The sequence below is a fragment of the Streptococcus oralis genome (genome assembly GCF_003943385.1).
GTDB classification, from domain to species: domain Bacteria; phylum Bacillota; class Bacilli; order Lactobacillales; family Streptococcaceae; genus Streptococcus; species Streptococcus oralis_CA.
Window position 1 is genome coordinate 20,162 of the sequence record NZ_RJPI01000012.1, and the last position, 12,883, is coordinate 33,044.

At 36.7% G+C, this 12,883-nt stretch carries 12 protein-coding genes and 2 pseudogenes; 3 read left to right on the plus strand and 11 right to left on the minus strand.

Going from position 1 to position 12,883, the window contains the following annotated elements; all coding sequences use genetic code 11:
* Positions 1-114 precede the first annotated feature (114 nt).
* From D8803_RS08380 to D8803_RS08400, 5 genes and pseudogenes are all read right to left on the minus strand, one after another.
* A complete protein-coding gene (locus D8803_RS08380; protein WP_125424728.1) occupies positions 115-1,164 on the minus strand; it encodes a DUF389 domain-containing protein in 1,050 nt (349 codons plus the stop codon).
* 330 nt (positions 1,165-1,494) lie between these two features.
* A pseudogene (locus tag D8803_RS09735) lies at positions 1,495-1,745 on the minus strand (hypothetical protein).
* A 55-nt stretch (positions 1,746-1,800) separates the two neighbouring features.
* A pseudogene (locus D8803_RS09980) lies at positions 1,801-1,899 on the minus strand (peptide ABC transporter); the annotation flags it as partial.
* A 6-nt stretch (positions 1,900-1,905) separates the two neighbouring features.
* Positions 1,906-2,880: a sensor histidine kinase gene (locus D8803_RS08395; RefSeq protein ID WP_131200831.1), complete on the minus strand. Its 975-nt coding sequence runs from the start codon at positions 2,878-2,880 to the stop codon at positions 1,906-1,908.
* The gene (locus D8803_RS08400; protein WP_125424726.1) at positions 2,873-3,550 is read right to left on the minus strand and encodes a response regulator transcription factor; all 678 of its coding nucleotides are present in this window, start codon (positions 3,548-3,550) and stop codon (positions 2,873-2,875) included. The genes D8803_RS08395 and D8803_RS08400 overlap by 8 nt, the downstream gene beginning before the upstream one ends.
* Positions 3,551-3,872: 322 nt before the next feature.
* On the opposite strand from D8803_RS08400, the gene D8803_RS08405 reads away from it, so the two are divergent.
* The 3 genes from D8803_RS08405 (at position 3,873) to D8803_RS08415 (ending at position 6,489) form a co-directional block, all read left to right on the plus strand.
* Entirely contained in the window at positions 3,873-4,442 is a 570-nt protein-coding gene (locus D8803_RS08405) for a TetR/AcrR family transcriptional regulator (RefSeq protein ID WP_125424725.1), read from the plus strand.
* 85 nt (positions 4,443-4,527) lie between these two features.
* Positions 4,528-5,304, plus strand: a complete 777-nt coding sequence (locus D8803_RS08410) for a ferredoxin reductase (protein ID WP_125424724.1) — start codon at positions 4,528-4,530, stop codon at positions 5,302-5,304.
* A gap of 111 nt (positions 5,305-5,415) precedes the next feature.
* The gene (locus tag D8803_RS08415; protein WP_131200832.1) at positions 5,416-6,489 is read left to right on the plus strand and encodes a DUF2974 domain-containing protein; all 1,074 of its coding nucleotides are present in this window, start codon (positions 5,416-5,418) and stop codon (positions 6,487-6,489) included.
* Between the two features lie 525 nt (positions 6,490-7,014).
* Here the strand turns inward: D8803_RS08415 and D8803_RS08425 are convergent.
* The 6 genes from D8803_RS08425 to D8803_RS08450 all read right to left on the minus strand — a co-directional run bounded on the left by D8803_RS08425 (position 7,015) and on the right by D8803_RS08450 (position 12,882).
* Positions 7,015-7,305: a DUF4176 domain-containing protein gene (locus D8803_RS08425; RefSeq protein ID WP_125424721.1), complete on the minus strand. Its 291-nt coding sequence runs from the start codon at positions 7,303-7,305 to the stop codon at positions 7,015-7,017.
* A 115-nt stretch (positions 7,306-7,420) separates the two neighbouring features.
* The gene (locus D8803_RS08430; protein WP_125424720.1) at positions 7,421-7,960 is read right to left on the minus strand and encodes a hypothetical protein; all 540 of its coding nucleotides are present in this window, start codon (positions 7,958-7,960) and stop codon (positions 7,421-7,423) included.
* A gap of 24 nt (positions 7,961-7,984) precedes the next feature.
* The gene (locus D8803_RS08435; RefSeq protein ID WP_223805122.1) at positions 7,985-9,481 is read right to left on the minus strand and encodes a hypothetical protein; all 1,497 of its coding nucleotides are present in this window, start codon (positions 9,479-9,481) and stop codon (positions 7,985-7,987) included.
* Positions 9,482-10,017: 536 nt separating this feature from the next.
* Positions 10,018-10,341 (minus strand): DUF4176 domain-containing protein, encoded by a 324-nt coding sequence (locus tag D8803_RS08440; protein WP_125424718.1) that lies wholly within the window; start codon positions 10,339-10,341, stop codon positions 10,018-10,020.
* On the minus strand, positions 10,334-11,221 hold the full coding sequence (locus D8803_RS08445) for a hypothetical protein (RefSeq protein ID WP_125424717.1): 888 nt from the start codon (positions 11,219-11,221) through the stop codon (positions 10,334-10,336). The genes D8803_RS08440 and D8803_RS08445 overlap by 8 nt, the downstream gene beginning before the upstream one ends.
* Before the next feature lie 5 nt (positions 11,222-11,226).
* The gene (locus D8803_RS08450; RefSeq protein ID WP_125424716.1) at positions 11,227-12,882 is read right to left on the minus strand and encodes a hypothetical protein; all 1,656 of its coding nucleotides are present in this window, start codon (positions 12,880-12,882) and stop codon (positions 11,227-11,229) included.
* Between the last annotated feature and the right edge of the window lies 1 nt (position 12,883).

Genomic DNA, 12,883 nt, shown 5'->3' on the forward strand with positions numbered 1-12,883 from the left:
AAGCAACAACTATTTCAGCTGTTGCTTTTTATATTTTATTTAATCTGAGCTAGTAGTGATTGGCCAAACCACCACACAAGATTTGCTTTCATGAGTTAGATAAGGTCAATATCCTCAATCCTTATCTGCTTCATTTTCTTTTACGAGATCTTTTTGCGAATCCTTTTCAGAGAGTTTTTGATCAATATACTTGTTAATATTTTCATAAAATTCCTTGGTCATCTCACTATCTAATTTTGTCGAATTATGAACTTGATTTACTTTTAATTGAACAGATTGAATACCGTAAGAGGCTTGTTTTTGATGGAGCGTTTCTAATTCTTCTTCTGAAATCGGATCTCCAACAACCGTTAAGACCAATTCATTGTTTCTTGACTTGTAGACTTGATTAATGACCGTGTGATTGGCGAACTCTTTTGCTACAAACTGTTTGATTCCTTCTTTTCGCGCTTGATCCATCGTCAGAGTGACTGCTGAATAACTGGCTGGAAGAACCAATAATACAATCAAGGATATCAAGCCAATTTTCATTTTAATGTTTAGCTCTTTAAATGAACTTAAGGGAGATTTTCTCATCAAAATTCTTGTTCCAACAATGTTGGCTAGCATGATAAAAATACAGTTGATCAAGAAAAGATAGAGAGCTCCAAATAAAAATCGTACATTTCCGTTAGCCAAACCATATCCTGCAGTACAGATAGGTGGCATCAGAGCTGTCGCAATGGCTACTCCTGGCACGATATTGTTTGCTTCTTTTTTCCTTGACCCAATTACACCTGCTATCCCACCAGCAATAGCAATGAGAACATCCCAAATGGTTGGAGAGGTTCGTGCAATCAACTCGCTACTTGCATAAGATAAGGGAGAAATCCAGAAATACAGAGTCGAGACAAGCAAGCTGACCAATACTTGAGTAAATAAAACCTCTAGAGATTGCTTGATTAAACGCGCATCAAAAATAGCTAAACCAAATCCGAGTCCAACAATCGATGTCATAAGAGGGGAAATCAGCATGGCTCCAATAATGACAGCTGTTGAATTCATATTTAAACCTATAGAGGCAATAAAAATCGCACACATCAAAATCACTGTATCTCTTAATCGAACATGAAGGTCATCATATAATTTCTCACGGTATTCACGTGTTGAATAGTTTCCGGTCATTGGTTACTCCTTTTATTTCATATAATCTTGTTTCTGCTTGGATGATGGCAGAGAGACTTCTTTTCAATCTTACATATTTTTAATTCTCACCTGTTATGTTTTTGAAAATTATCCTTTAAACATACGTCAGTCTATCCTTAACATTATATCAAAAATTTTACAGTCTTTCTCCAAAGAAATCTATCAATTGAACAGATAGAGAAAGGAAGAAATTTTTGTTTCCTTATACGAAAAAGAAAAAAACGGTATCTCCTCTGAAAGAAGATGCCGTTTTAATCTTTAAACATGATTGGTGTGTTCGACAATCCATTGCTTCATTTTGATTTTCAACTAGAAGCCATAGATTCCAAACGTGATGATGGTTAGAAGAAACCACTTGATCCAGTTACCGAACAGTTGTGCTCCAATCCCGTCAAAGTATAGACGTTACCCATCCACTACCGTGTGTTTGATTTTCAATTTTTCATCATGCAAACCGCCCAAGGTGTTGCGATCTCCAAGGTAAGCCCGAAAATTATGGCTACTAAGATGGAGCATCCAATATAATCTATGATTCCTCCGTCAAAATAACTTTCTTTCATTTTTGTCTCTTTTATTTTTTGACTATATTCTAGTCGTTTCCTAGTGTAACATTTTTTACATCTGGACAATCTTACGGTAACTTCTAGACGTTATCATAAAAATAGAGATATCGACTAAAACAAAAATTCCACAGATGGATAAGGTTATCATCAACTATGCTCACTCAATTATCAGATTCCTATTGGAAAACTTGATGCGAACAGTTGTTCCTATCCCAACCTCAGACTCGATGCGAATCTGGTGACCCAGTTCTTCAGAAATTTTCTTAGATAGATAGAGGCCAAGTCCAGATGATTGCTGGGTCAAACGCCCATTGTAGCCTGAAAAGCCACGTTCAAAGACTCGGAGGACATCACTATTTTTTATCCCGATTCCCGTATCCTTGATACAAAGATCCTGATCCTCCATATAGATTTCCAAACCACCTTCCTTGGTGTATTTGAGGCTGTTTGAAAGGATTTGTTCAATGACGACTAACAACCATTTCTTATCGGTCACGATAGTTTTGTCAAGGTCATGGAGATTGACTGTTAGTCCCTTCTGGATAAAGAAAAGTGCGTACTTACGAACCATCTCCTTAACCAAGTCCTCCACTTGGACCTGTTCAAATACCAAGTCATCATGAAAACTCTCTAAACGTAAGTACTGCAACACCAGATTGGTATAGGAGTCAATCTTAAAGATTTCCTGTTCCAGTTGCTGCTTGACCTCACGATCAGAGACTTCTGCTACTAAAAGGCGACTAGCTGCAATAGGCGTCTTAATCTGATGGACCCACAAGGTATAGTAATCAAGCAAATCCGTCAGTTTACTTTGGGCTTCCGACTTCTTTTGATACAATTCAGACTCTCGCTCTTCAAGTTTTTCTGCTAGCGCACATTCCAGAGGAGACTTGGGGTCTCGCTCAGCATAGAGTGCTTCCTGCCGGTAAACCTGAGCTTCTGCAAATATATCCCAAGCCAAAAATAAGAAGGTCAAAAAGCCACTGAGCAGAAAGAAATAAAGAAAATAAGTTCCTAGACTAGCAAATAAAAACTGAAAGAGAAGGACGAGAAAGCCTAATGAAAAAATATAGGCAAAAACGCGACTGCGAGAACGCAGATAGGCTAGAAAAAATGATTTCCAATCAAGCATGTTTCAGTCCGTATCCTATCCCTTTCTTAGTCTCGATAAAACCTGCCAAGCCTTGTTCCTCCAACTTTTTGCGCAAACGAGCAACATTGACAGACAAGGTATTGTCATCGATGAAAAAGTCGCTATTCCAGAGTTCCCGCATCAGGTCATCACGCGCCACGATATTGCCAGCGTGTTCAAACAGCACTCGCAAAATTTGAAATTCATTCTTGGTCAAACTCAGAACTTTCCCCTGATAGTGCAGGTCCATGGACTTGGTATTGAGGATTACACCCGCATATTCCAGCAGACTTTCATCTCGGCCAAATTCATAAGAACGGCGCAACAAGCCCTGAACCTTTGCAAGAAGCACCTGCTGGTCAAAAGGCTTGGTCACAAAGTCATCTGCTCCCATGTTGATTGCCATGACGATATCCATAGCCTGGTCTCTCGAAGACAGAAACATAATGGGTACCTGAGAAATCTTACGAATCTCCTGACACCAGTGGTAACCATTAAAGAGTGGCAGGCCAATATCCATGAGGACCAAATGAGGCTCTGACTGAACAAATAAGCTCAATACTTCCATAAAATCTTCTACCAAAATGACCTCAAAGCCCCACTCAGAGAGCAGTTTTCCCACTTGATGTCGAATAACTTGGTCATCTTCTACTAGTAAAATCTTGTGCATGCGCTCCTCCTTTGCTATTTCTCAAAGTATCAAAACCCTTCATATCAGATTTACGGATCAGTGTCTCATACTGTTTAGCAGCCTATTCCCCACAAATCCAGATCAGTAAACAGATGCTATATAGAGAACATCCCACTGATATCATACCTTATTTTTAAGTATAGTTCCAGCCTTATCCTATATTTTCCTTTTTGTGCTCATTTAGTTAGCGTTTCTTTCACTTATTTAATAGATCTAGCCTTCTTATTGACAAGCTAGTCATGATTTGTTAGAATGTGAATGAATAAATCAATTTATTCATTCATTAAATAAAGGAGGTTAAATCAGATTGGACAAAAAACAAGCTTTAAAGACAGCGGCCTATGAAGTTTTTTCGAAAAAAGGTTACAAGGCAACAGGAATTTCAGAAATTGCTAGGCAAGCTGGTGTTGCAGTTGGTTCTTTTTATAACTATTACGAGAGTAAAGAAGCCATTTTTCTAGACATCTATATAGATGAAAACAACCGTGTTCGCCAAGCTATGATCGAAGAACTAGATTGGGAAATTGACATGACCGACCTCATTGGTCAACTCTTTGCTCAGTCCAGAACTCTCGTTTCTTCCAATAAAATCCTTGCAGAATGGTACAATCCTGCCATAGCAGATGAGTTACACAGCTACTATTCCTCGGAAGAAGGCAAAGTCGCAAATCCATTTCATCAGTTTCTAGTTAAAACTTTTACAAATCGTATGCAAGGTGAAGGGTATTCGCCAGAAAAGATTCAAGATATTTTACAGGTTTATAATCTGTTTTACTACATGGATATGCATATCACGGAAAAAGATTTTCCAGATATTGGCAAAACTGTCGAAATACTTGCAACCAACTTCATTAAAGGAGTTCTAAAATAAAGAATGGATTTCTTTATTTTTTGGAAAAATATGAATGAATTTGTTTTTAGTTCATTCATAAAATTAAGAACAGGAGTCATAAAAAATGAAAAGAGGTAAAAAAATGTTTATTATCATTCTATCAACACTTGGAGTCTTAGGCCTTATAACTTGGGGTGCCATCGCCTACCTTGGACGAAGTCAGACATTATCGATAAAATCCATCGAAAACCCCAGCGGAGATCTATATTTAATTCATATCACAAAACCGAGTCATCAAATCTGGAAAGCTGGGGCTTATGCCAAGTTTACACTCCCTGATACCTCGTCTACTGCTAGTAAATATGAAGCTAAGGGAGAGCAAACCAGTCGATGGCTAACCATTGCCTCCACACCTGATGAAGATGAAATTCTCATTTTGACTCATAATAGTGGTAGCCTCTTTAAGGAAACCTTGACACATTTACCGGCTGGCAGTGAGATTGAGATGAGTTGGCTGGATTCCTCTTTGACCGTTAAAGATATGAATCAGCCACTAGTTTGCTTTGCATCTGATGTCGGCATTTCTGCTCTACGCCCCCTTATCAAAGAATGGGCTGGTAAATGCCCGATTGTACTCAATCATTTTGACAAAGGAGTGACTATTTTTGATAAAGAAATGAAGGAACTAGCTCAGAAAACATCGAATTTTACTTATAAAACAAGCGATGAATTTTTTCAAAGTCAAGAATTTTTAAAACGTGCTATTGATGAATACGGCAATCAAGCCAGCTATCTCATCACAGGTCAGCCTGATGATGTAAATGAGATGAAGAATTTTTTAAAGGAAAATGGGATTGATAGCAAAAATATACAAGTAAGCTCGTTTAGAGGTTTGAAATAGGAGCAATCTATCTTCTATGTATTTCAATCAAACCCTACTAGGTCATTCGAACAAGCCCACTAGCTAATTCTAGGTAAATGTGATAGGATAAACATAGAGAAAGGAGCTTTTATGGCCAATATTTTTGACTACTTGAATGATGTAGCATACGATTCCTTTTATGACCTCCCCGTGAGTGAGTTAGATGTTCTTGCCTTGACCGAATTAACCTACCTTACTTTTGATGGTGTAGTCACCCAAGAACCCCAGCGCCTCATAGTTCTTGCACCTCAAATCCCTAGAGAAACGACGATGCTGACCAATAAGAACCGCCTCCAGTTGTTGGATCAACTCGCTCAACACAAACGGTTTAAAAATTGCAAACTATCAAACTTTATCAATGATATTGATCCTGAATTGCAAAAACAGTTTGCAGCCATGACTTATCGTATCAGTCTCGATACCTATGTGCTTGTTTTTCGTGGGACGGATGATAGTATCATTGGTTGGAAAGAAGATTTCCATATGACCTATATGACGGAAATCCCAGCTCAAAAACACGCCCTTCAGTATTTACAGGACTTTTTTGCTCAACATCCTAACCAAAAAGTTATTCTGGCAGGACACTCAAAAGGGGGCAATCTAGCCGTCTATGCTGCCAGTCAACTTGATCCAAACTTGCAGAAAAACATTATCTCTGTCTATACTTTTGATGCACCTGGACTTCACAAGGAACTAACCGAAACACCAGGCTATCAAAACATGATGGAAAGAACGAAAGTGTTTATCCCACAAGGTTCTATCATCGGTATGATGCTGGAAATTCCTGATAAAAAAATCGTCGTTCGAAGCACTGCCCTAGGTGGTATCGCCCAGCACGACACCTTTAGTTGGCAAGTTGAAGACAAACACTTTGTCCAACTGGATGAGACCAATAGTGACAGCCAACAAGTCGATACTACTTTCAAGGAATGGGTTGAGACAGTTCCTGACGAAGAATTGCAGCTCTACTTCGATCTCTTTTTTGGAATCATTCTTGATGCAGGCATCTCTTCTATCAACGACCTTTCTTCCTTCAAGGTCATTGAACACATTCACCATCTCTTTATCCAAGCCCAATCCCTCACTCCTGAAGAAAGAGAAACCATGGGACGCTTAACCCAACTCTTGATTGATACTCGCTACCAAGCTTGGAAAAATCGTTAAGGTATAAAAATACTTTCTGATACTGTACCACACCAGCTTCTCTATCGCGCTTGACTTGAAGCGTGGTGCGGTACACTGAGAGGATAACAATAGCCGACTCTTGCTGACCACTAACCTCTCGGTAGAGCTCTAAAGTCCCTACACCATAGTCCGCTAGGAGTTTCTTACGACATAGAACAAACAAAAACGAGAAGTTGCTTTAATGATAAAGTAGCTCCTCGTTTTTGATTTTTATTTAAAGCATAGTGATTTTTTCTACAATCTCTAAAAATATAGCTTATTCGAATTTTGTTACACTTTTTAATGGTTTTAAAACTTTATTTACTTTCAAGTTAGCCACTAAATAGAGAGTTGAGAGTATAAAAAAGAGAGAACGAATCCCGTACTCTCTCAATGTTCACTTTTCATCAACACACTACAGTTGATAAAGAGCCAAGCAACAAATAGTTTTACAATTTTAATATAGATCCTCCACGAATGAAAGTTAGCAAGTTTATTGTTTTGGAAATAAACCTATAAACTAAATTATACCTTCAATTTTGGATATTTAATACTATCCTTTTGTTTCTTGAATAATTCTTGTAACTCATCTTCTTTTTCCGAATGATATCCTTCGAATACCACCTTTTCAATATTCTCTTGGTTAAAATATAAGAGTTCTTCATTTGCTGCCCCTGTTGGATATAGGCATGCTACATAATCAAAATAGCCAATTGTACCCTCTTGATTGTACAATGGAAATCTACCTATAATCATCACATCAATCGTTCCATTATGAAGGCGAACAACAGTACCAATAGGTAATAAGTTAGTCATTTTATACATCTCCTCTAAGGATAATTTTATATAAATATAATAACTTTTCTTTAAATTTAAAAAGTTTTACATATATCTTAAGTTTGCTTGCAATGAAATATTTATTCCCTGCCTACTATGAATCTCCCAAACCATTTAACAATATTTTTTGTTTTTTCAATATTTTTTTAATTTTACTTGTCTTAAATTCCTGATGAAAATGCATAACACAAGCAAAAGCAAGTAGATATATCATCAGACACAAAAAATCGGTTTCTCTAATATAAGTAACTAAAAAATAAATCCCTAAAATAATAAAAAGAATCTTAATAATAAAAATTGAAATCACCTTTACTAATAGCGTTTTGAGTTCTTTTTCCTTCAAAACAACTGTTTTCCAACCAGTTCTCGGATTTTTTTTTCTCACCTTCGCTATCATCAACATTCCGCAAACTATCAGAGTTCCAATCATTGCAATACTGATATTAATCGTATACGATAATGTCCCAAAGGCTGAATTTAAAGCACTTGCAATTCCTTTTAAAAGAAAGACTGCAAGTGGAGCAGCAACCATAATCCAATTAGAACTATTTTTTTGATCTTGATATTGAAATACTTCGTTTTCTTCATCAAAATAAATCCATTTCGAATCCAAATAACCAATATATATTTTCATAATTAAAATTTCTCCGTTAATTTATTAATTAAAAACACTACCTAATCCCGAGAAAAATCCATTAACTGCATCTCCCGCACTGTCCCATATTTTCTCAGCTGTATCACTGACAGATTTCATCGTATCACCTACTACTTTCTTTGTACCATCCCAAACATCACCAGAAAATTCCACGACTTTATCCCCATATTTATCATATAGGTAATCAAAAGCCATTGATCCCACCACTGTTGCACCAAAAGCCCATCCTCCTGGACCTAATAATGCTGTAGCTAACAATGATACTCCAAGATGCCCACCTGTCTTAATTGCTGCATCTCCAAGTTCTTCACCACCTAACAATTGCCCTGCAAAGTCAAGTCCCGCTCCTAATCCAAATGGTAATGCCTTTGCAAATTTAGCATCTCCTAAGAATCCACTCAGTTTATTAACAAACGGTATTACAGCATCTCCAATTTTTTCAATGCTTTCTCCCACTATTTTATTAACTGTAGATCCAGGTGCAGTTGATAGAAGTGCACTTAATCCATATTTCGTTAGTGTATTCCCAATCTGTGATTTTAAGCCATTGATTAAATATGGAACTTGATATGGAAGCATGTAAGAGGTGTAATATTCTGTCGCTAACTCAGACCATTTATCACTCAATTTTGAGATTAAACTATCTTCTAAAAGTTTTCCAGATGTTTTTTTGAGATCTTCTAGAGAAATATTTATACCATTTTGTTGTAGGAAATTAAAAACATCATTTATAGCTTCTTCGCTAATTTCTCCTCTTTTATATGCCTCTAAAGTATTTGATATCATTTTTACAAGATCATTGGTTTCTTTTTCAACATAATTCTTCAAAGCATTATTCACGCTATCAGGAAGGTTCCTTCTATAGCGTTTTCGATAAGCTTCGAGCGCTTTCACATCATCCTCAGAGAGTTCTTTGCCATCTTTTATTTTCTCAAGAACCTTCTTATAATCTCCATCAATCTTAACCTTATTTTCCCACTCACTCTCGATATTCTGTACCCATCCCAGAGTATTCACAGAGTGCTTGGGAAAAGTACCACTAAAACTTGCAAATTCTGTTTGGATTTGACTTAAACCCGTTTGGAGATTTTGAGCTAAGTTATCAACTAAACTACTACCTTCCCCTACAGAAAAAACGTCATTGGAATTTCCAGCAAACATATTTAACTTGCGGAGCTTATCCATTTTTTCATTTCTTTGTTTTAGGAGGTCATCCATACGATTTGAAAGGCTACTTAAAGTGCTTGCACTTGTAGATTCGTCTCCAACCATAGCATTGTACATTCCTCTAATACTATGAAGACTAGATTCAAGACTACGGATTTCACTCTCAAGTACCTCTGAATCAAGGTCATCATCTCCAACTTCTGAACGATATTTTGAGGGAAGACCTGGAACAGCTTCGCTCAGCAATTCTGTATACATGATAGCTCCCTTGAGCAAGGGAGTGATTACATTCATACCATATTGTTTACCACTATCATAGGCTGCCCCTTGCAAATCTCCTGCATTATCAAATGCTGATAATGCAGAAATTGCTTGATCGTAGGAAGCTATTCTAGCTTCTCCTACCCTTGTAGTCGATCAACAAGAAGGCCACATCATGAGTATGAAAATTGACGGCAAGGGACAAGATATTTTTTTGGAATTAGCGGAGCAGATAAATAAGCGAAAAATATAGAATTTTCAAGGTACTAGAAAAAAATGTTCTTGTTCCATTATACCACAATATCAAAACAGCCCTCTTCCCATAGAAACAAAGCTATATTTTTGCATCATGAATTTAGGCTTATAGCCACGCTAATTCATCTTACGACATAGAACAGACAAAAAACGAGAAGTTACTTTAATGATAAAGTAGCTCCTCGTTTTTGATTTTTATTTAAAGCATAGTGATTTTTTCAACAATCTCTAAAAATATAGTTTATTCGAATTTTGTTACACTTTTTAATGGTTTTAAAACTTTCAGCAAAAAGACAGAATTAGCATTACTACGTCCAATATAGAGAATCTATGATAGTTACTCCACTGTAATTCTATTTTATCTCTTTCTTAGGAACTGTGAGTGTTTTCGTCCATTCTCTATAAATTTCTGAAAAACGCTCCTCTTCCTCATCTGAATAGCCTACAAAAACGACTTTGTCAATATTTTCATGTTGAAAGAAAAGCGTCGATTCCGTTTGAAAGCCCATTGGGTACAAAACACCCATATAATCAGCAAATGCTTTTTCTCCAGTTTCCTCGTCGTCAAAGATAACTCCACGACCAATAATCATTAATTTCTGCGTTCCTTCTTGAAGATAGACAATACTACCTAACGGTAATAATTCTTTATTTTTATTTTTGTTTTTATTATTCATTTTTTAATAACTCCTTGTGTTTTTTTAAATATTTTTTCCCATACCATTCTTCCACTGATTTTCCTTCCCACTCACGATACTCTTCAGGATATTTCCATTTGTAATAGCCTTCTAAAAAGAAAGGAAACTCCATAAATACAATCATGGCGATTATACCAATATTTAATAGAATCCAAAATATAAAGAGACCTAAAACAGTTACGGAATGTGAAAAATTAATAGAAAAAGCTTTGAAAATATAATTAACAATCACAGCTAAGCCCAATATACCTGCTCCATAAATAGCAATACCTTTGGCAATTTTATCTTGTAAGGTAGGTGACTTAACTTCTCCATACATTCGTTTTTTCAAACTTCTAAGCTCTGTTCTTAACATTACATAAGTCAACAATACTTGAAGCCCCAAAAGTACTAAGATCCCCCATATTGATAATATAGGTAAAGAGATAGTTGTTGCCAGCAAATTAAATTCAAACACAAACCATATCATAAAAGTTATAATATGAAATCGATAACGATAAGGGAGAATAAACGTCCGTTTAAAGAATTTACCCATTAATACCAATAACAACCAAATTAACAAGCAAATTAAATAAAGCTCGACTGTTAGCAAAGGATACTGAGAAACTGGTAACCTTAAATCTTTAGGATCAGAATTTTGGAATGATAGGGTAACAGCAAGGAGCATGAAATTTGCACCTATCGGAAACAACAGACTAAGAATAAAAGTTTTAATACCAAACCAAAAAGAGGGTTTCCCTTTCTTAAAGGCTTTCCCAAGTTTATTATAATAATCTTGTTTCTGATACTGCAAAAAACCATCATCCTCCAAATTTAAACTCTCTTCAAAACTTGCTTTAAAAATTGATTTCTTTCTCATACTTTTCACCCAACTCCTAATGCCTTACCGATTCCACCCATAAAATTAGATATATTTTTAACAGTTCCTTTTATACCGTTACCAACATCATCTATAATCTCTTTCGTTCCTTTAACAGGATCATCAAAAAATTTCGGCTTCCATGCTTTTATACCTTGAATAACACCTCCAACAACTGCTCCAACAGCTGCTCCTGGGAGACCACCTATTGCTCCTCCGATGGTTGCTCCTTCTAATGGACCCACGCTAGCTATAGCTGAAAGTGCACCTTTCCCAGCAGCTCTTCCTATATCCTTAGTTTTGCTATATTCGTCTACTCCACTAGAAATCGCTGTAATCCCAAGATCAGCAAACGTCATTACTGTACCTACTTTCCCCAGAACCTTAGCTACTTTTGGGAAATATTTGAGCCCTTTTCCTAATAAGCCTGTTACCTCTTCTCCCCCTTTTATATACTTGCCAAATTTCGCCATTCCAGCATCTCTGGCACCTTCCAATCCTTTTTTTACAATAGTTTCTACAGGGCTTGCGATATCAGAAATACCATCGAAAATCTTTTTCAGTGTCCCTCCCTTATTTCCTAATGATTCATACCAAGCCATGGTACTCATTACACCACTTACAAATTTTCTACCTTTTGTCCCCTTATCAACCGATCCCAGCAATCCTATGACACCGTCCGATTGTAGGAAAGCCTCAGTCAAGTTTTTCGGTGTTAATCCAAGTACTTGGGCTCCTCTCTTAAACCAGTCATTATCTGAGATTGCCGTAATTGCATCATACAAATTCATTGTATTGTACTTAACACCATCATCACCAAGTGCTTCAGCTAATGTCTTTTCATAGATGTATTGCTCAATGGCATTAACTAATGTATCTGGTAACTCTTTACTTGGATGACGTTTTTTATAGGATTGAATTACCTCCATATCCTTCTCTGTCAGTCCCTTACCATCCTCAATTTTTTTGAGGACATTCTTATAATCTCCGTCAATCTTAACCTTATTTTCCCACTCACCCTCGATATTCTGTGCCCATCCCAGAGTATGCACAGAGTGCTTGGGAAAAGTACCACTAAAACTTGCAAATTCTGTTTGGATTTGACTTAAGCCCGTTTGGAGATTTTGAGCTAAGTTATCAACTAAGCTACTACCTTCCCCTACAGAAAAAACGTCATTGGAACTTCCAGCAAACATATTTAGCTTACGGAGCTTATCTATTTTTTCATTTCTTTGTTTTAGGAGATCATCCATACGATTTGAAAGACTACTTAAAGTGCTTGCACTTGTAGATTCGTCTCCAACCATAGCATTGTACATTCCTCTAATACTATGAAGACTAGATTCAAGACTACGGATTTCACTCTCAAGTACCTCTGAATCAAGGTCATCATCTCCAACTTCTGAACGATATTTTGAGGAAAGACCTGGAACAGCTTCGCTTACTAATTCTGAGTACATGATAGCTCCCTTGAGCAAGGGAGTGATTACATTCATACCATATTGTTTACCACTATCATAGGCTGCCCCTTGCAAATCTCCTGCATTATCAAATGCTGATAATGCAGAAATTGCTTGATCGTAGGAAGCTATTCTAGCTTCTCCTACAGAAGCCATTGTCTGACCCTGCGTATCAGAAGATCCTAATACCATTTTTACCATA

Coding starts and splice junctions, on each gene's coding strand:
- D8803_RS08380 (WP_125424728.1), bottom strand. CDS start 1,164: ATGACCGGAAACTATTCAACACGTGAATACCGTGAGAAATTATATGAT.
- D8803_RS08450 (WP_125424716.1), bottom strand. CDS start 12,882: ATGGTAAAAATGGTATTAGGATCTTCTGATACGCAGGGTCAGACAATG.
- D8803_RS08395 (WP_131200831.1), bottom strand. CDS start 2,880: ATGCTTGATTGGAAATCATTTTTTCTAGCCTATCTGCGTTCTCGCAGT.
- D8803_RS08430 (WP_125424720.1), bottom strand. CDS start 7,960: ATGAAAATATATATTGGTTATTTGGATTCGAAATGGATTTATTTTGAT.
- D8803_RS08400 (WP_125424726.1), bottom strand. CDS start 3,550: ATGCACAAGATTTTACTAGTAGAAGATGACCAAGTTATTCGACATCAA.
- D8803_RS08410 (WP_125424724.1), top strand. CDS start 4,528: ATGAAAAGAGGTAAAAAAATGTTTATTATCATTCTATCAACACTTGGA.
- D8803_RS08415 (WP_131200832.1), top strand. CDS start 5,416: ATGGCCAATATTTTTGACTACTTGAATGATGTAGCATACGATTCCTTT.
- D8803_RS08445 (WP_125424717.1), bottom strand. CDS start 11,221: ATGAGAAAGAAATCAATTTTTAAAGCAAGTTTTGAAGAGAGTTTAAAT.
- D8803_RS08425 (WP_125424721.1), bottom strand. CDS start 7,305: ATGACTAACTTATTACCTATTGGTACTGTTGTTCGCCTTCATAATGGA.
- D8803_RS08440 (WP_125424718.1), bottom strand. CDS start 10,341: ATGAATAATAAAAACAAAAATAAAAATAAAGAATTATTACCGTTAGGT.